The organism is Proteiniclasticum aestuarii (assembly GCF_017368455.1).
Taxonomy (GTDB): domain Bacteria; phylum Bacillota; class Clostridia; order Clostridiales; family Clostridiaceae; genus Proteiniclasticum; species Proteiniclasticum aestuarii.
On sequence record NZ_JAFNJU010000002.1, the window covers coordinates 179,568 to 198,101 of the forward strand.

At 49.1% G+C, this 18,534-nt stretch carries 14 protein-coding genes and 1 tRNA gene; 3 read left to right on the top strand and 12 right to left on the bottom strand.

Going from position 1 to position 18,534, the window contains the following annotated elements:
- Positions 1-13 precede the first annotated feature (13 nt).
- Positions 14-940, bottom strand: coding sequence for a glutaminase A (gene glsA, locus J3A84_RS03620; RefSeq protein WP_207598650.1), 927 nt, complete (start codon positions 938-940; stop codon positions 14-16).
- Positions 941-1,120: 180 nt separating this feature from the next.
- On the opposite strand from glsA, the gene J3A84_RS03625 reads away from it, so the two are divergent.
- Positions 1,121-1,207 (top strand) — tRNA-Leu (locus J3A84_RS03625).
- Positions 1,208-1,309: 102 nt separating this feature from the next.
- On the opposite strand, the gene J3A84_RS03630 is transcribed toward J3A84_RS03625, so the two are convergent.
- Positions 1,310-3,217 (bottom strand): heavy metal translocating P-type ATPase, encoded by a 1,908-nt coding sequence (locus J3A84_RS03630; protein ID WP_207598651.1) that lies wholly within the window; start codon positions 3,215-3,217, stop codon positions 1,310-1,312.
- Between the two features lie 391 nt (positions 3,218-3,608).
- On the opposite strand from J3A84_RS03630, the gene J3A84_RS03635 reads away from it, so the two are divergent.
- Positions 3,609-4,436 (top strand): phosphatase PAP2 family protein, encoded by an 828-nt coding sequence (locus tag J3A84_RS03635; RefSeq protein ID WP_207598652.1) that lies wholly within the window; start codon positions 3,609-3,611, stop codon positions 4,434-4,436.
- A gap of 181 nt (positions 4,437-4,617) precedes the next feature.
- Here the strand turns inward: J3A84_RS03635 and J3A84_RS03640 are convergent, their stop codons facing one another.
- On the bottom strand, positions 4,618-6,204 hold the full coding sequence (locus tag J3A84_RS03640) for an SH3 domain-containing protein (protein ID WP_207598653.1): 1,587 nt from the start codon (positions 6,202-6,204) through the stop codon (positions 4,618-4,620).
- 246 nt (positions 6,205-6,450) lie between these two features.
- Between J3A84_RS03640 and abc-f the strand changes: the two genes are divergently transcribed.
- Positions 6,451-8,091, top strand: coding sequence for a ribosomal protection-like ABC-F family protein (gene abc-f / locus J3A84_RS03645; protein ID WP_207598654.1), 1,641 nt, complete (start codon positions 6,451-6,453; stop codon positions 8,089-8,091).
- Between the two features lie 63 nt (positions 8,092-8,154).
- Here the strand turns inward: abc-f and J3A84_RS03650 are convergent, their stop codons facing one another.
- The 9 genes from J3A84_RS03650 to J3A84_RS03690 form a co-directional block, all read right to left on the bottom strand.
- Positions 8,155-9,414, bottom strand: coding sequence for a PTS ascorbate transporter subunit IIC (locus J3A84_RS03650; RefSeq protein WP_207598655.1), 1,260 nt, complete (start codon positions 9,412-9,414; stop codon positions 8,155-8,157).
- Between the two features lie 31 nt (positions 9,415-9,445).
- A complete protein-coding gene (locus tag J3A84_RS03655) occupies positions 9,446-9,733 on the bottom strand; it encodes a PTS sugar transporter subunit IIB (RefSeq protein ID WP_207598656.1) in 288 nt (95 codons plus the stop codon).
- A gap of 21 nt (positions 9,734-9,754) precedes the next feature.
- Complete coding sequence (locus J3A84_RS03660; RefSeq protein ID WP_207598657.1) at positions 9,755-10,198, bottom strand: PTS sugar transporter subunit IIA; 444 nt, start codon at positions 10,196-10,198, stop codon at positions 9,755-9,757.
- A gap of 137 nt (positions 10,199-10,335) precedes the next feature.
- The gene (locus J3A84_RS03665) at positions 10,336-11,268 is read right to left on the bottom strand and encodes a transketolase family protein (protein WP_207598658.1); all 933 of its coding nucleotides are present in this window, start codon (positions 11,266-11,268) and stop codon (positions 10,336-10,338) included.
- Positions 11,259-12,104, bottom strand: a complete 846-nt coding sequence (locus J3A84_RS03670) for a transketolase (protein ID WP_207598659.1) — start codon at positions 12,102-12,104, stop codon at positions 11,259-11,261. The genes J3A84_RS03665 and J3A84_RS03670 overlap by 10 nt, the downstream gene beginning before the upstream one ends.
- A gap of 15 nt (positions 12,105-12,119) precedes the next feature.
- Positions 12,120-14,222 (bottom strand): BglG family transcription antiterminator, encoded by a 2,103-nt coding sequence (locus tag J3A84_RS03675; protein ID WP_207598660.1) that lies wholly within the window; start codon positions 14,220-14,222, stop codon positions 12,120-12,122.
- A gap of 197 nt (positions 14,223-14,419) precedes the next feature.
- A complete protein-coding gene (locus tag J3A84_RS03680; protein WP_207598661.1) occupies positions 14,420-14,758 on the bottom strand; it encodes a hypothetical protein in 339 nt (112 codons plus the stop codon).
- A gap of 177 nt (positions 14,759-14,935) precedes the next feature.
- Positions 14,936-16,714, bottom strand: coding sequence for an alpha-amylase family glycosyl hydrolase (locus J3A84_RS03685; protein ID WP_207598662.1), 1,779 nt, complete (start codon positions 16,712-16,714; stop codon positions 14,936-14,938).
- Entirely contained in the window at positions 16,711-18,480 is a 1,770-nt protein-coding gene (locus tag J3A84_RS03690) for a glycoside hydrolase family 13 protein (protein WP_207598663.1), read from the bottom strand. Before J3A84_RS03690 ends, J3A84_RS03685 begins: the two co-directional genes overlap by 4 nt.
- Between the last annotated feature and the right edge of the window lie 54 nt (positions 18,481-18,534).

The following is an 18,534-nucleotide window of genomic DNA, read 5'->3' on the forward strand; positions in this document are numbered from 1 at the left end:
TTGCCATGCCTTCTTAACCGATCTGGAAAATACTCAGCTCCAGCTTGCGGGACAGATATTCCATCATCCTGATCCCTGCGATGGAATTGCCCTTGGCATCCAGAGCCGGTCCGAAGGTGCCGATGCCGTACCTGCCGGGCACTGCGCCTAAGATTCCTCCGCCCACACCGGACTTTGCCGGCACACCGCAGGATACCGCAAATTCTCCCGATGCATCATACATGCCGCAGGTGGTCATGATAGTCTTCACGATTCTCGCATTCTCCTTCCGGATGACTCTTTCGCCCGTCACAGGATGAATGCCGTTTGCCGCCAAAACCGCCCCGATGGTTGCGATGTCCTTGCAGGTGCCCAGAATGGAACACTGCATGAAGTAAAGGTCCAGAATCTCTTCAGGGTCTCCCTTCATGATGCCTGTGCTTTTCATGAAATAGGCCAGGCTTCTGTTTCTGTTTCCTGTGGCTTTTTCCGATTCATACACGGTCCTGTCATAATGCGTCTCCTTATTACCTGTAAGAAGACTGGTGAACTTCAGAATCCGCTCGATCTTCTCCTTCTTGCCTTCTCCACGGATCAAGGACGTCACCACCATGGCCCCCGCATTGATCATGGGATTGAAGGGCTTCTCCGGATTCTTCACTTCAAAGGACATGATGGAGTTGAAAGGGTCCCCCGTGGGCTCCATGTGCACATGCTTGAACACTTCTTCCTCTCCGATGTCCTCCAACGCCAGAAGAAGGGTGATGACCTTGGTGATGCTCTGGAGCGTAAAGCTCTTGAGATACTGCCCTCTGGCCTTGTAGTTCCCTTTTAGATCCATGAGGACAAAGCCCACATCCTCCGGATTTCCCTTTTCAAGCTCCGGGATATAGCTGGCCACATTCCCCGATGCTGCCACTTTCGTTCCTTCCTCATAGGCCTTGTTCAGTAGATCTTCCATAAAAATAACTTCCTTCCCCCATTTGTTCTTTCATTTCTAATGATACCACGCTTTTTCATCCTTTCAACCCATGAGCGGAAAGGTTCCGGAAGAAGTGTACAAGGCTTCCCTCCACGGTTTGTCTATTGATTTCTTCCATGTGGTTGTGGTATCATCTTTAAGTAAGCAAAAAATCAATTTGCCGGTGTGATGGAATTGGCAGACGTGCGGGACTCAAAATCCCGTGGTAGTGATACCGTGCCGGTTCGAGACCGGCCACCGGCACCATCTTATAAAACGAAATCCCATACCCGCTTCCTAAGCAGGTATGGGATTTTTTCCGCTGTTTTTAAAAAAGGCTCTGCATTCTCATCTTCACTCAGCACCGGATCAGTTTTTGAGCAGTCTCAGACCGTTCAGAATCACGAGGATGGTGCTTCCTTCATGAAAGACCACGCCAAGAGGCAGTGTCACCACCTGAAAAAAGTTGGATGCGATGAGCAGCATGATCACTGTGATGGAAAAAAAGATGTTCTGCTTCACAATCCGGTTCATCCGGGTGGACAGCTTCACGGTCTGAGCAATGAGGGGCAGATGATTCTTCATGAGCACCACATCCGCTGTCTCCAGCGCCACATCGCTTCCTTCTCCCATGGAGATGCCAACGGTTGCTGTAGCCAGCGCTGGGGCATCATTGATGCCGTCTCCCACCATGGCCACCATGCCGAATTCCTCCTGGAGCTTTCTGATGGCCTCCGCTTTGGACTCCGGCAGACAATGGGCCGTATACCGGTCAATGCCGCTTTCCCTGGCAATGGCCGCAGCGGTCCGTTCATGGTCTCCTGTGAGCATGACGGTTTTGATTCCTTCTTCCTGAAGGGTACGGATGGCTTCCAGCGCCTCTTCCCGGACCACGTCTTTCAGTGCAATGAGTCCCGCAATGCCTTCCCCGTCTCTGGCGAAAATCACCGTCTTCCCTTCATCTGAGAGCCTCTTCATGATTTCTCCATGAAAAGCCTCCGCTTCCTCTTTCCCGACAAACTCCGCCTTGCCTACTTTCCATTCCACGCCTGAGAAAGTGCCTCGAACACCGAATCCTGCGATATCTTCCATCCCTTCCACTCTGCAGAGCGCAGTCTCCTGGAGCTGTTCCGTTGCATAGGAAACCACCGCTCCGGCCAGGGGATGATTGGAGTACCTCTCGATTTCCGCCACATGAGAAAGAAGGTAGTCTTTCGTGATGCCATCCCGGACATAGACATCCGTGACTTCAGGCTTTCCTTTGGTCAGGGTTCCGGTCTTGTCGAAGGCGATGACTTTGATCCTTCCGATATTCTCCAGATGAACGCCTCCCTTGAAGAGAATCCCGTTTCTTGCCCCGTTACTGATGGCGGACAAGGTGGCAGGAGTCACCGAGGCCACCAGAGCGCAGGGGGAAGCCACCACCAGAAGCACCATGGCTCGATACCAGGTCTCGTTCCAGCTCCAGCCGAAGGCATAATGGGGCACAAACATCATGAGCCCCACTACGATGAGCACCGTTCTGACATAGGGTCCTTCAAAACGCTCGATGAACTGCTGGGAAGGTGATTTTTCACTCTGGGCTGACTGGACCAGCTCAATGATCTTATGGAAAAGCGTCTCGTCACTGGATCTTATCATCTCCACCGTGACGATTCCTCTGAGATTCACTGTACTGGCGAAGACCTCATCCCCTTTGGATTTCTGTACCGGGATGGATTCTCCCGAAATGGAAGATTCGTCGATGTTTGTCTGACCCTTCACGATCTTTCCATCCGCCGGAATTCTTTCTCCGGGCCTTATGAGCAGAAGATCCCCGATGGACAGGCTTCCGACAGGCACAACCTCTTCCTCTTCTCCCTTAATCCTCGTGGCCTCTTCCGGCTGAAGATCCATCAGCGATGAGATTTCCCTGTGGCTCTTGTTCATGGTGTAGGTTTCCAGGGCGCCGCTGAGACCGAAGATGAAGATGAGGATGGCCCCTTCCATCCAGTATCCGATGAGGGCAGACCCGACGGCTGCAAGAATCATCAGAAGCTCCACATTGAGCTTCTTTGTGGCCAGGGTGTCCTCGATGCCCTGCTTCGCTTTGGCATACCCACCTATGACGAAGGCAGAAACGAAAATCACTGCAGCAGCGGTATCCACCTCCTGATTCAGAAGGTACCATCCAATAAGAATCAGCCCCCCGCTGAGACCTGCCGCCATGAGTTCCACATGAGGTTTCATGCCATCAAAGATGGTTTTTCTTTCTTCATTCTTAACGCTCGCAATCATTTCATCATCTCCTTCGTTTACTTATAATCCGGAATTTCTGCTCCGTATCTTCCTTTTATGTCCGCTTTTCTAATTGAGAATTCTTCTCAACCCATTGATATCACTGACTTTTCTTCATTCCCATCATACATCAGTTTAAATATTTTGTAAATAGAATCATTATAAAATAATAATTATTATTGTTAATTGATATTGAATCTCATTCTCATCATCATGGAGAAGTTGGCACTTTTGCCAGCTGTTTTCAGGAAAGAGAACCAGAGGATCTCTCCTTATCCACACCGTCAGGAAGGGACTCCCTCTCCGGCAGCAAACACCTCTTTCTCTTTACTGTCGCCCATTGAAGCATTATAGTAGAAGCAGATGTTATTCTTTCAATTGGAGGACTCCTATGGAACTTGAAATTCTGCGCGCCATTCAGAGTATACACAATCCTTTTCTGGACACGTTCTTCGAAGGCATCACCATGCTGGGAGAAGAGACCTTCATCATTCCCCTTCTTGCCATCATCTACTGGACACTGGACAAGAAATTCGGTGAAGTCCTGGCTTTCACCATGTTCACAAGTTATCTTCTGAACAACTCCATGAAGGATCTCTTCTCCTTCAGCCGTCCCATCGGAGAAGAAGGCATCCGGACCCTTCGGCCGGAAACGGCCACTGGAAAATCCTTTCCCAGTGGACACAGTCAGAGTGCGGGTGCTGCTGCAGGCGCATTTTCGCTGCACCTCAGAAACAGATGGGTCACGCTCCTCACCATGATACTGATGATCCTCGTGGGATTATCCAGGCTCTATCTTGGTGTTCATTATCCGAAGGACGCTGTAGCGGGCATTCTGCTGGGACTACTTACGGCAGGTGTCTGCGCCACACTGTTCCGGAAAGTGGATGAGCTGAAACTCTATCTCCTTGTCCTGGTCCTGTTTCTCCCGGCACTTCTCTTCGCCCAGTCCACGGACTTCATCAAGTCCCTGGCCTCCTACATGGGATTTTTCCTGGGCATCCTCCTGGAAAAGAGGAAAGTGAACTTCACCACCGATGGCTCACTTTTGAGAAAGGTGCTGCGCGTTGCTGTGGGTCTCATCCTGGTGCTGCTCATCAAAGAAGGTCTTCATGTGGTCTTCCCGGAAACGAATCTCTTCGATTTCATCCGCTACTTCCTCCTGACCTTTGTGGCCATGGGGCTCTATCCCTGGTTCTTCGGAAAAGTCAGGCTGTAACTTGGAAAAATCTTCTCTGAAACGATCCGTTATACCGTAAAATGAAAAGTCGCCAAGATGCATCAGGGATCTGTGCTGCATCTTGGCGACTTTTTCTATTCATTCATTTTCTTTTCTTCTGCTTCTTTTTCTTCTGCTGCTGCTTTTTTTGCCTTGCCTGATTCCGGAATTCCCTATCGACTTATCTCACAACCACTGCCCATTTCAGCGCATTGTAGGAAGCTTCGAACTTTTCCCTGGAAACCCAGTACTTGTTTCTGCTGCTGGCGGGGTCTGTCACATGGTAATCCCCTTCGGAATTATACCCTGTAAGCACCATGACATGCATGTTGTCCACGATGTTCACGATGCCTGCTTCACCCATGTCGTACTCTTTCCACTTGGGCGCCTCATAGTCTCTTGTGGTGACGTAGGCCACCACCGGGTTCCCCTTGTCGATTTCAGCCTTCAGCTGGGCCGTGGTGTAGCCTGAAATATTCACTACATTCGCATCATATTTCTTTCCGTAGGCGGTGAGCGCTTCGGGGAAGATGGACTGGAAGATTTCAGGATCCCCTTTGACCACTGCAAAGGGGGTGCTGGCAAATCCCTCGAAGGGATTCCGCTCTGTCTTGGGCATCTTCTCGAGGAATTCCTTGAGCCCCATACTGGTGCTTTCTTTGTACTGAAGCGCCATGAGAAGACTGGCCCCCTCACAGCCCATGGGCGCATATACGGGACTGTACTGATTGATATAGGGAAGGTCCAGGACCTTCTCACTGTAATTCGCCACAGCCTTCAGATAGGTTCCAGAAGCCCAGCCTGTCTTTCCGTTATAGGTCACCTTGAACCATCCCCCTGAGGATCCGGAAACAGGCACCACGGTCCCTGCCGGCATGGTGGCCAGAACGCTGTAGGAAGTGCCCACGCCCGCTCTCATGTTGAGGTTCACCGTGGTTTTCATGTAACTGGTGCTGACTTCCCCTGCCGGAGGAGCTGCCACTGTCACAGCCTTCAGATATTTTCCTGAAGACCATCCCGTGGATCCGCCATAACTGACCTTGACCCATCCATCTCTGGTTTCATAGGCCGTGACCTTTGCACCGGACGGGATGATTCTGACACTGCTGTAGCTGGTGCCAGGACCCGTTCTCATATAGAGATTCACCGTGGTTGTCATCTGACTGCTTTTTACCGGTTCAGAAGGTGCTGGTGCCGGCGCTGGCTGCGCAGTGGATACGCTCTTCAGATAATTTCCTGAGGACCATCCCGTGGACCCGCCATAGGTGACCTTATACCATCCATTACTGCTTTCCGATACCGCCACTCTGGCTCCATTGGGAATGATGCGGATGCTTTCGTAGCTGGTGCCAGGGCCTGTTCTCATATAGAGATTCGCCGTGGTGACCATTTCGCCGGTGGCTGCTGGCGCAGAAGGCGTCGGCGCGGTGCCTGCGGCTTTAAAGGAGACATAGGCGGTATTTGCTGTGATGTAACGCCCGTTATCCAGTCTGTACATCTCCCTGCCATCCACTGTGACTTTATCCACCACTGTAAAGGAAGCACCCTTTCCCACCACTTCGATCTTTGCAGACCAGGCAGCCCTGCTGTAGGTCCAGAGGGCACTGCAGGTTACCGTCACCGTTCCGGTTTCCGCAGCCATGACCACAGAGGGCTCCTGACTGAGCGGTGACCCGAAGGGCGCCGAGAACACCACAGGAGAGGATGCCGTCAGCAGGGTCATCAGGGTGATTTTCGCAATGAGTCTTTTCAGATTTTCACTTCGCATTTCATTCACATTCCTTCTCATCATATTTCATTCCATTCTAGTACCATTATACCCTCAAAGGATTCTGGTTTCACGGGTTCCTGAAATTTCACGATTTCTTGGACTGTAAATTTGATTTCCCTATATCTATCCACTATACTATACTCAATACAAACAGGAGGTAAAGAAAAATGATTCACAAAGAAGAATCCAAAACAGAATAAACTTCTTGCCTCAGAAAAGGCAAGATCTGGGAGTTGATAGACCTTGCTGAAAATACTAGTAAAAGACGTAACCATGCACTTTCCATCGAAAGCGCTTTTTTCCCATGTTTCCCTGGAGGTCCAAGATCGAGACCGTATCGGCATACTGGGAAGAAACGGCTCCGGAAAGACCACCCTGATGAAGATCATCCTGGGAGACATTCTGCCCGTGGAAGGACAGGTGAAGGTCCCCGTTCCCTATGGATATCTGCCTCAGAGCGCCGAAGTCTCAGAAGAGAAGATCAGAAGCATTCTGGCAGGCAGTTACGGAAAAGACCTCCTGAAACTCATGGAGGATCTGTCCATTAAGCCACTCATGAACAGGGAAGTCCATACGCTCAGCGGAGGAGAAAAGACAAAGCTTCTTTTCCTTCATGCGGTGAAAGACAATCCTCCACTGCTCATCCTGGATGAACCCACCAATTTTCTGGATACCGGAAGCATTGAAGTCCTGGAGAACTACCTGGCCGCCTATAAGGGAGCCGTGCTTATGATCTCCCATGACCGGGATTTTCTCGACCATACGGTGGATACCATCTACCATCTGAATCAGAACAGCCTCAAGAAATACAGCGGCAACTACAGCTTCTTCAAGGAGAAGCGGCAGCAGGAAATCAGAAGAGCCAATCTGGAGTACATCCGCTACACAAAAAAACGGAAAGAACTGGAAGCAGCGGCCAGAGGAATCTCCGATAAGGCAAACAAGATGGAAGGCCTGTCTTCAAACGATTATCTCCGGTCACGAAACAAGCAGCTGCAGAAGAAGGCCAAGTCCATGCGCAAACGCATCGAAAAGATGGAAGTGAAGGAACGACCCCATTACGAGAAGGAAGTGAACCTCTCCTTCCATGTCTCTTCGGAAAAAGCGGCTCCGATTCTTCTCCATGGAGAAGACATCGGCAAATCCTTTGACACGCTGCTCTTTGACCAGGTGAAGTTTCATGTGAGAAGCGGCAGTAAAATCGCCCTGCTCGGAGAAAACGGAGCGGGGAAGACCACCCTGATGAAGATCATTCTGGGACAGACAGACTATGAGGGAAGGATTCATATACCACCTTCCACAAAAATCGGCTACCTTTCTCAGGAGCTGTACCATCTGGAAGAGGAGAAGACGCCGCTGGAAGATCTTTCCCGGTACTCCGATGACAAGACAGAAATCAGAAACCTTCTGGGCTCCATGCGGATCACGGAAGACATGGTCTTTCAGAAAATCGGCACCTTAAGCTATGGAGAAAAGCTGAGAGTGGAGCTCTGTAAGCTGATCCTCAAGCAGTGCAATCTTCTGATTCTCGATGAACCGACAAACTTTCTGGACATCGAAACCAAAGAAATCATTGAGGAAGCCTTGAGAGACTATGCAGGTGCCCTGCTTCTCATTTCCCATGACCGTTACTTTGTAAGGGCCGTGGCAGAGGAGGTCTGGCATCTGGCAGAGAAGAAGCTCACTGTCTATGAAGGAGACTATGATTACTTCCTTTCGAAGCAGATTCCCGAGAAAGAGAACCAGGAGATTATCCTGATCATGGAGATGAACCTGGCGGAGCTGGCGCACAGGATGACCCTGGCAGGAAAAGAAGAGAAAAAGAAACTGGAAGAGGAGTATTTCCGTATCGCTTCCAGAGTGCATCAGATCAAACACAGGTAAATACGAAAGGATCTTCCCGAGCCGGGAAGATCCTTTTTCTTCTGTCATATTATCATTTCGTCTCTAGTTGAACAGTCTCAGAATATTACCCAGCAGGATACCTACGATACCAAAGTCCGCATCACTGAATGTCGTGTTAGCGAATCCAAGGTTGCCAAGAACAGGCATCAGAAGGACCGGCAGGAAAGTGATCAGCAGACCGCTGGCGATGGCACCAAGGACAGCACCTCTTCTTCCACCTGTTGCATTACCGAATACACCTGCTGTGGCTCCTGTAAAGAAGTGAGGCACTACACCTGGAAGTATGACGGGTGCATCCAGGGCGATGAGGATCGCCATACCGATGATTCCACCAACAAAGCTTGATAAGAACCCGATGATGACTGCGTTTGGTGCATAGGGGAATACCACTGGACAGTCCAGGGCAGGTTTCGCATTGGGGACAAGCTTCGTTGCGATACCTTTGAATGCAGGTACGATTTCACCAAGAATCAGACGAACACCAGCCAGAATAACATATACGCCTCCAGCAAATGTGATGGCCTTCAGCAGTGAAAAGATGATGAAGTTCTGTCCGCCACTCAGCTGGGATTCTACAAACTCCGCGCCCGAAGCGATGGCTACGATCACGTATAGCACGCCCATGGTGATGGAGATGGCAACGGAGGTGTCTCTCATGAACAGCAGCCATTTAGGGAAGTTCATTTCCTCTGTGGATTTGGATCCCTTTCCTACCAGTTTACCAACCTGTGCTGAGAGCCAGTACCCTACAGCACTGAAATGACCAAATGCGATTTCGTTGGATCCGGTGATCTTTCTCATGGTCGGCTGAACCAATGCAGGAGAAAGAACCATGATGAATCCAAGTAAGATGGACCCGATGACTACCAGTGCAGTACCTTCCACACCACCTGCCACAAGAATGGCGGCGATCATGCAAGCCATATAAAGGGTATGGTGGCCTGTCAGGAAGATGTATTTCAGTGGAGTGAATCTTGCTATGATGATGTTCGCCACCATACCAAATGCCATGATCAGTGCAGTCTGTGTTCCATATTCCTGAAGGGCTTGAGCAACAATGGCTTCATTGTTCGGAACGATTCCTGCTATGCCGAATCCCTCCTGGAACATGATTCCGAACTGATTCAGCGCGCCGACGACAATATCCGCTCCGCCTCCGAGAACCAGGAAGCCCATGATGGTTTTGATGGTTCCCTTGATGATTTCCGATGCCGGTTTTTTCAGTGCAATGAGTCCGACCATAGCGACTATACCAACGAGAATCGCAGGGGTACTTAATATGTCAAGTATAAATTGCAGCATGTTTTATCCTCCTTAAGCATTATAGTGATGATTAGATGACATTCATTTCTTTCAGTTTGTTTTCAAGCTTTGTTTCCAGTTCCTTTTTGTCCAGCATGTTGTCAAGAGAGATGACTGGTTTTCCGATGGTTTCAAGCTCTGGTGCGATGTCTCGTGTTCCGATGTAGAGATCCGCAAAATAGCCTTTTGCCGAACCCAGGTCTGAATGATCCACCGTGATGTCTGAGGGTGCTCCAATGGATTTCAAAGCTGCCTCCACATTCATTTCGATCATGAAGCTGGATCCTAATCCGCTGCCGCAGCATACAAGTATTTTCATGAATTTTTCCTCCTTTCCTGTTTACTGATTTTTGAAAAGCGCTACAATTCGCTCAGAATCTTTTTCGAATTTCAGTGTGTTTAGTTTGTCCTCTTCCATCAGAACACTCATGAGCTCTCTCAGCATTTCCAGATGGGATGTATTGTCACTGGCGGCCAGAGAGAGGACCAGATGAACCGGGTCGTTTGTTTCATGCCCGAAATTGATGCCTTCCACCAGATTCATGATGCTCAGTCCCATCTTCAGCACTCCATCTTCGGGCCTTGCGTGGGATAGAACCACGCCTGGCGCAATGACCATGTAAGTACCCATTTCCTCAAAATTTTTCAGAATCGCTTCTTCATAACTTTCTGTGATGTATCCCTTGTTTCGCAGTGGCTCCAATCCTTCATGGATTGCTTCTTTCCAGTCTCCACATCTGATCTGTGTTCGTACTACATCTTTTGTTATCATTTTTTCTATCATACTTCTTCATACCTTTCACTTTATCAATATCTAAAGGTTTACATCTGCTTTTATCATACTCTTACCGCCAAACGATTGAAATATGGTAATGGCTCAACTTCCTTTCCTGTGAAATTGGAATAATTGAACTATTCGCTTTATTTTTCACAAAGCACTTTCGCTTCCCGGACAATATCCTCTTTTGTCATGCCGTATTTTTCCATCAGAAATCTTGTCTTGCCCACTTCACCGAAATGATCTTTGATGCCGATGGCTTTCATCGGTACCGGACAATGCTCAGAAAGCACTTCTGCCACAGCACTGTAGAGCCCCCCATGGATGTTGTGATTCTCAAGGGTCATGACCTTTCCGGTTTTCCTGGCACTTGCAATGATCATCTCCTGATCGATGGGTTTAATACAGTGAATGGCAATGATCTCCGCATTGATGCCCGCTTCCTTCAGCTCCTTTTCCGCCATCATCGCCTCGTGCACCATGATGCCGGAAGCAATTATTGTCAGGTCCTTTCCCTCTTTCATGTGAGTCCCTTTGAAAAGATCGAACTCGTGAGTCTCATCAAAAACATCAGGTGTATCTTTTCTGACCATACGAACATAGACGACGCCCTCATGAGCATGAATCACCGGCAGCGCTTTTCTCAGCTGAACGCCATCCACCATATCCAGCACTACTGTACCTGGTATGCTTCTGACGATGCCGATATCTTCCAGGGACATGTGGGTTCCACCATTGGTCTGCGCTGTGACCCCTGCATCTGTGGCAATGATCTTCACATCCTGCTTCGCGTAGGCACAGGAAATCGCCAGCTGGTCGCAGATTCTTCTGGATGCAAATGCGGTGAATGTCACGATATAAGGCTTCATGCCGTAGGCGGACATTCCAGCAGCCATACTCGCCATATTGGCTTCACTGATGCCTACGTCGATGGCCCGTCCAGGAAACTGATCCCTTAGTCCGAAGGTTCCATTTGCCGATGCCAGATCCGCATCCATCACCACAATCCGCTCATCCTTCTCCATCATATCCTTCAGTGTATCCGCAAGAACTTCCCTCATCACCGTTACAGCCATTTCATTCCACTCCTTCCAAACAGTTCCATGTTCGCCTCATCAATGAGCTCCTGTGTCACCGGCATACTATGGTTCTTGAACCCGATGTCCTCGATGGATTTCACGCCTTTTCCCTTCAATGTGTGCAGAAGGACCATCTTCGGTTTTCCCGTCTTCTTCTTCGCTTCATGGACCGCATCGAAAATCTCGGAAAAACTGTGTCCGTCCACGCTGAAAGTATCAAAACCAAAGGACTTCCACTTCATTTCCATGTCGCCCATGTCCACGATGTCCTCCAGACTTCCATCCAGCTGCAGCTTATTGTAATCCATGAAAAGAATCAGGTTGTCCAGACCGAAATTCGATGCAGCAAGAGCTGCTTCCCATACCTGTCCTTCCTGCGCTTCTCCATCTCCCACCATGCAGTAGATGGTCGCCCCATCCTTTCTCAGTCTGGAGGCATACGCCATGCCCACAGCGCAGGAGATGCCCTGCCCCAGAGAACCCGTAGTCATGTCCACTCCCGGCGTCCGGTTCATATCCGCATGACTGGGCAGGTTTGTATTGGACTGGTTGAGGGTCAGAAGCATCTTCCGGTCAAAATATCCCCGCTCAGCCAGAACTGCATAAAGACCCGGACCCGCATGACCCTTGGACAGCACAAACCGGTCACGCCTTTCCATGTGCGGATCCAGAGGGTCGATCTTCATGATTCCGTTGTATAAGGCAACAAGGGCTTCCACTGCTGAAAAGCTGCCTCCCACATGGCCTGTTCCAGGCACAGCGATCTGCTCCAGAATCATCATTCTGATTTCCTTTGCTTTTTCTTCCAGTACAGCGTAGTGATTACTATTCATTCCATACCTCCATATTCATATCAGTTTCTGTATCTCTTTCTTCGTATCAGCGTTCATGATCTTCAGTACCCGTTCGGAATCTCCGAGCAGCAGTGCAAGATCTCTAAGCGCCTGAATGTGACTCACTCCATCCGTTGAAGAAAATGTGATGACGAGTCTCACCGGATCGTAATCTTCTTTTCCGAATCGGATTCCCTGTCTCAGGGTCATGATGGAAAAATCGGTCTGCAGTACTCCTTTATCCGTGTCCGTATGCAGAAGTGCAACCCCTGGCGCAATAACCATATAAGGCCCCAGTGTTCTAAGCTTCTCCTTGATGGATGCGCAGTAGGATGGGAGAATGGATCTTCTGTCCTCAAGCACGGCACACGCTTCCTCCACTGCATGTTCCCAGTTCTTCACCGGAACGGATACTTTTATGCTGCTCTCTTTCAGATATTCTCTAAGTGGCGCTCCTTCCTTGCTTGTTTTGCTGGTGACTCGATCGGCGAGAATCATCAGCAGCTCCAGTTTCAGTTGGTCTTCGTTCTCCACCTTCGCATATTTCCCCACAATTCCCATCACGTCATCTATGGAAACCATCTCTTTTGAAGCGAAAAGATTTTTTCTCTTCTGAAACAGTTTATCCAGACGCTCGTAATCATTCTTCATGAGAAGAGGATTAATCCGGATGTACTCTGATGGGTCCATCTGCGGAATGGGTATGGTTGAAATGATCAGCTCATATTTATCCCGGGGATACTCTCTGACACTTCTTGCTCCAAGGGTGTCCACCACATTCATCTGGTACACTTCATTCAGCTGAGACTTCAGCATATTGGCTGTCCCCACCCCCGTACCGCAGACCAGAATCACTCGATAAGGCGCTTCACTTTCTGTGGAGTTCTGAAGCGCAGCACCGAAGTGCAGCATGATGTAGGAAATTTCATGAGCACTGATGGTTTTGCCCAGATACTCTTCCAGTAGTACACATACTTTTCTGGTGTTTTCAAAAAGCTCGCGATACTGAATCAGAATATCCTCATACAAGGGGTTTTCGATCTTCAGATTAAATCGGATCCGATTCACAGCAGGTCTGAGATGCAGAAGCAGTCCATCCAGAAGCGCCTCTCTCTGAATGAATGCGACGCCATAGATGCTCTCTATGGCACTGATCATTCTCATGATCACATTTCTCAGACTTTCCTCCTCCGAAGAACTGATGCCAGGTCCTTTCGTGAGCTTTGCGCCTATAAGATGAAGCACAATATAGTTCACTTCCGTCTCCGGTATTTCAATGTCAAAGTGCTTCTCGATTTTAGCGACCATCTTCTTTGCCAGCTTGATTTCATAGGCATACATCCTTTCATCAATGGGGGCATCGATGACAAGAATCTTCCTGTCTGTCTGAATGCGCTTGATCATGATCACCAGATGGGTGATCATACTGCTGTAAGCTGTATCACTGAACTCTATTCCACTGTCCTGCTCAATCTCAATGAGCAGTCTGTCCAGATAATCCGTATCGATATCGGAGAAAAGCGTCTCAAACTGGAGCGTATTGCTCTTTGAATTTCCTTCTCCGGTGGAGATGAAGTTCAAAAGATCGGAAACAGTCATGATTTCTGAGTTAACCCTGGAAAGCGCAAGACGCTTATCCTTCTCCCTTCCTTCCACATAGATGCCTACTCTTGGCTTTCTTCTGAGTTTCAGGTTGAACTGGGCAAAAACGGATTCAATTTCATTCAGCTCCTTGATCACCGTATTTTTTGAGATATCCATCACAGACATGAAGTAGGATATGTTGATCGGTTCTTCACTCTGCAGAAGCTCAGACTGTATAAAACGTTTTCTTTCGTCCGATGAAAAAACATACCGATACGGTGTATAGGTCTTCTTATACTTCTCAAGATAGGTCATAAGCTCAGGCGTCGCATTCAATCTGATGCCTTCTCCATACTTCCGGTCGAGGGCTTCAAATCCTTTGGTCTGCAAAAAGTCCTCAATCTTTCCAAGTTTGTTCCGAATGGTCTTCTCAGTCACCTTGAATTGGTCGCTTAATTCTGATAATTTAACATATTCATTATCATACTCTGCCATGAAATTCAGAATCCGAATACAATCATTGTTCAGTTCCAACGAGATTCACCTCCTATTGATTTGATTATAAAACATAAATTTGCGTTTTGGGATTCTGTTTCGTGCAATTCTTTTCTTTTTGAATGGGAAAAACTGAACCATTACTTTCAGAATATTCCCATCAGAAAAAGGATCTACCCGAAACATCAAAGTTTCAGCAGATCCTTTTCATTGATTATACGATTCATTCTCTGACCTTATTTCGTCTGGGTGTTCAGTGCATCCATTTCACCGATGAACTCAGAAACACCAAAGAACACCGCTGCAGCGGACAGCACGATGGCACCATAGCAGAGCACAGACTGTTCTCCATCCCGAAGGATCGCCAGAAGTCCAGTGACAAGGGATATGATGGCGCAGCCGAAGGCAACGAGGGTCATGATGGCCAGATTCAGATGATCAAAGAATCCTCCATTATAGAGTATTTCAATATCCTCTGCCATATAGGCGACAACCACCACCAGAATCACCGCGATGATCATGAAACTGATTGAAAAAACACCGGATTTGGTTCTGGGATACAGTGTGAGCTTCATGGATATCACCTCCAGAATAACTTGGTTCTCTTTGTGATTCCATTATAAGTCTATCCGCAGAAACATGCCATGATTCCTTTTCACTTCACGCAATACTGACTGAATCATCCCCCACTTACACCACAAAAGAAGGACTAAGATTACATAATCATTGTTATGAAATCTTAGTCCTTATCATCAGTTCTCTATCTTCGTGACCTCTTCCAGCAGCGCAAGCCCCTTTTCATGCACGTTCAGAAGGATTTCTCCATTTTCCACTGTATAGATTTCATCTGTGTACGCATCTCTTATGGTTGCCCCATCGGAAAATGCATCACTGACCATAACCGTCACCTCACCAGGTTCTCCTTCGTAGATCACCACGGTGTTTTCCAGTCCGTTCCGGTCATAGGTTCGCATATACACGTAGGGCTCTTCACTTAATCTTATATGCTCCCCTGCCCCCACAGCAAGATTTCTGTTTCTGAAACTGCCGAGTTTTCTGAAATGGGTAAGCAGCTCTTCATCCACCTCTTCCCAGTTCATGGGCGATCTGGTTCCCTGAGTGGCATCGGATCCGCCGTCTCCCATGGGTCTTGCGGTCTCATCTCCATAGAAGATCTTCACCGCGCCGGGCAGAAGAAGAAGATAAGTTCCCCCTTCCTCCAGACGGTCTCTGGGGAAAAGGTTGGTGTCATGCTGAGAAATGTAGCTTAGTACATTGAACGCCTCATCACTGTTCAGCACTTCCGCATAATTGGTGAAGACACTGTCCTTGTTTCTTCCCCGAAATACAGGTCCGTCTTTCTTCAGCCCCTGGAAGGTGAAGTTGATGAGAGCATCGAATCCGTTGTCGAAATAGTAATCCTTCAGGACACCATGACCCCAGACCTCTCCCATCATGAAGAAATCATCGGAGAAGGCAGCCGCCGGTTTATCCGGATTGTTCTCTCTATAAGTGTGGAGGGCTTCTGTGGCCGCCTCTTCAAGCTCCGCCCATCTTTCCACTTCCACATGCTTGGCGGTATCGATTCGGAATCCGTCGATGCCGAATTCTTCCACCCAGGCACTGAGCCACGCGATGATGTACTCATAGGGCGCCAGGGACAGGTCACGCCTAAGGTCCTTCGCACTGGGCAGAATCCAGGGTTCATAGGCTTCGTCCTCATTCATCCACTTTCGCTCCAGGATGGGTGGAAGGCCGATATCTTCCGTCACATCGGTTCGGATGTCCGGAAGCCCAGCAAGGGAAAGATCGATTTCCGTGGCACCGGGCTTCTCATAGCCCGGTAGATCTGCCCTCACCCAGTCTCCCCAGTAGTTCTCCCAGGCTTCTTCGCTCTCATAATCCACATAATCCGTATAGGAGAAGAAGTCATCTCCCTCCTCCACGGCGAAGTCTTCCGGCAGATCCACGCTTCCATAGCCGTATTCCAGCATATCCTGAAGATTCGGATAGCCCACATGGTTCATGACCACATCCATGATGATCCGGATGCCCTGTTCATGGGCCGTATCCACAAAGGTTCTGAACTCTTCCACAGTACCCAGATTCTGGTCCATCATGGTCCAGTCCAGAGCATAGTATCCATGAAAGCCGTAGTGAGCGAAATCGCCCTCTCTACCGCCGCCGATGTAGCCGTGGATCTGCTCGTAGGGTGCTGTGATCCAGATGGCATTGATGCCCAGATCCCTGAAATAACCTTCCTGAAGCTTTTCCGTCATGCCTCTGATGTCTCCGCCGTTGAAGGTGCCGATGCTTGTGCCCAGGCTGTCCACGGTTTCTCTCCCGTAGGCGTTGTTGTTCTCCTCATCCCCATCATAGAATCGGTCGGTCATGGCGAAATACACCGTGGCGTTTTCATAGGAAAAGACTCCTTCCGTGGAGGTTCTGTACTGCGTTTCCTTCCCTTGGCATCCCATGACCGTCAGGGTCATCAGAGCAAGAAGAAAGGAAATCCAGATTCTTTTACTCATTTGCTTCCCTCCTCTTTATCCAGGCGTTCTCTTGTCTTCTCTTCCATGGCCAGGAAGGAGAGGCCTTTCATCTTGATGCTGCCGTCAAGAACCACGTTTTCTCCGGTATAGAGATCCGTTCCCGTCAGCTTCTCTTTGAGCTCGATCTCTCGCAGACGGTTGTCCAGATTGAAGAAGGCAAGGATCCGTTTCCCGTTGTGATTTCTGCTGAAGGAAAAGACTTTTCCTGAAATCATCTCCACCTGGAAATCTCCCTCGGAAAGCACGTCGTTCTCTTTTCTCATCCGGATGGTTTCCTGGAAGAACCGGAAAAGCTCCATGTCCCAGTCTTCTCGATCCCAGCTCATGGTTCTCCTGCACAGCGGGTCCATGCCGCCGCTGATACCGATCTCGTCTCCGTAGTAGACGTAGGGCACACCCTTGTAGAGGAACTGGAAAGCCGTGGCCAGCATCAGCTTCACTCTGGAGCCTCGGGTCTCGGTAAGAAATCTCGGGGTATCATGACTGCCCAGAAGATTCAGCATCTGGTGGGTGATCTCTTCTCTGTAGATGGTCTGATTATGGATGAGCACCTGGAAGAATTCCTCCAGGCTCAGTTCTCCTCTGGCGAAGGTGTCGATCATGGCATGACGGAAAGGATAGTTCATGATAGAGTCCAGCTCGCTGCCCTCCAGAAAATCCTCTGCCTCATGCATGATCTCGCCGATGATCACCGCATCCTTCTTCGTTTCCTTGACCACCTTTCTCAGGTCCTTCAGGAAACTGTGGCTGAGCTCGTCGCAGACATCCAGTCTGTATCCGTCGATGCCCGTCTCCTCGATCCAGTACCTGGCTACATCCAGCAGGTACTGCCTGGCCGCCAGGTTCTTGAGATTGATCTTAGGCATGTAGGCGATGTAGTTGGCAAAGGTGTAGTAGTTGACCTTCTCCTTGGATACAGGGAAGGAATCCAGATGATACCAGTCCTTGTACCGGGACTCCTCCTGGTGCTTCAGCACATCCTCGAAGGCGAAGAAGTCATGTCCCGTATGATTGAACACCGCATCAAAGACCACGCGGATGCCCTTCTCATGGCATTTTGCCACCAGCTCTTTCGTCTCTTCCAGCGTACCGAAGCTGGGATCGATCTTATAGTAGTCCTTCGTGTTGTATTTATGGTTGGAAGTGGATTCGAAAAGCGGTGTGAAGTAGAGCAGTGTGATGCCCAGCTCCGAGAGATAGGGAATCTTCTCCGTAATGCCTTTGATGTTGCCTCCGAAATGACTTCTGGTGGTGGGCGTATCTCCCCAGGGGGAGAGCTTCTTTTCCCCTATCACCACTTCCGCATTTTCCGAGCGATGGAACCGGTCGGGAAAGATCTGATAGCAGACGGATTTCTTCAGCCAGTCCTCTCCCTCATAGACATCCTCCTCCGCAATGTAGGGAAAGGCGTAATGACGAAGGACCCTGGGCCTTTTTTCCCAGACGCCTCTTTCGTCCATATACAGAACCTTCCCCTCATGGTCTCGCAGAAGGAAGTAGTAGGCATAGCGGTTCCTCGGAAGATCCAGCACCGCATCGTAGTAGTCGAAATGGATATCCCTGTAGGATTTCTTCATGGACCGGATCTTGAAGATGTTCTTCGTGAGATAACGGTCCCGGTAATAGACCTTGATTTCAGAAAAATCATCCCTGGCCGTTCGAAGTCTTACATAGAGATGATCCTTGTCCTTCGCATAGGCATAGGGAATGGTGGTCTGATGATGAAGTGCATGGATATTGATCATGTTGCTCTCTCCTCCTCAAGGATGCTTTCCATAGGGCTAAAGCATCTTTCTGTC

What these genes read in the sequence shown, in the direction of transcription:
- J3A84_RS03655 (WP_207598656.1), bottom strand. Translation starts at nt 9,733, where the DNA reads ATGAAAATACTTGTATGCTGCGGCAGCGGATTAGGATCCAGCTTCATG.
- J3A84_RS03665 (WP_207598658.1), bottom strand. Translation starts at nt 11,268, where the DNA reads ATGGCTGTAACGGTGATGAGGGAAGTTCTTGCGGATACACTGAAGGAT.
- J3A84_RS03640 (WP_207598653.1), bottom strand. Translation starts at nt 6,204, where the DNA reads ATGCGAAGTGAAAATCTGAAAAGACTCATTGCGAAAATCACCCTGATG.
- J3A84_RS03650 (WP_207598655.1), bottom strand. Translation starts at nt 9,414, where the DNA reads ATGCTGCAATTTATACTTGACATATTAAGTACCCCTGCGATTCTCGTT.
- glsA (WP_207598650.1), bottom strand. Translation starts at nt 940, where the DNA reads ATGGAAGATCTACTGAACAAGGCCTATGAGGAAGGAACGAAAGTGGCA.
- J3A84_RS03690 (WP_207598663.1), bottom strand. Translation starts at nt 18,480, where the DNA reads ATGATCAATATCCATGCACTTCATCATCAGACCACCATTCCCTATGCC.
- J3A84_RS03685 (WP_207598662.1), bottom strand. Translation starts at nt 16,714, where the DNA reads ATGAGTAAAAGAATCTGGATTTCCTTTCTTCTTGCTCTGATGACCCTG.
- J3A84_RS03630 (WP_207598651.1), bottom strand. Translation starts at nt 3,217, where the DNA reads ATGATTGCGAGCGTTAAGAATGAAGAAAGAAAAACCATCTTTGATGGC.
- J3A84_RS03635 (WP_207598652.1), top strand. Translation starts at nt 3,609, where the DNA reads ATGGAACTTGAAATTCTGCGCGCCATTCAGAGTATACACAATCCTTTT.
- J3A84_RS03670 (WP_207598659.1), bottom strand. Translation starts at nt 12,104, where the DNA reads ATGAATAGTAATCACTACGCTGTACTGGAAGAAAAAGCAAAGGAAATC.
- J3A84_RS03660 (WP_207598657.1), bottom strand. Translation starts at nt 10,198, where the DNA reads ATGATAGAAAAAATGATAACAAAAGATGTAGTACGAACACAGATCAGA.
- J3A84_RS03680 (WP_207598661.1), bottom strand. Translation starts at nt 14,758, where the DNA reads ATGAAGCTCACACTGTATCCCAGAACCAAATCCGGTGTTTTTTCAATC.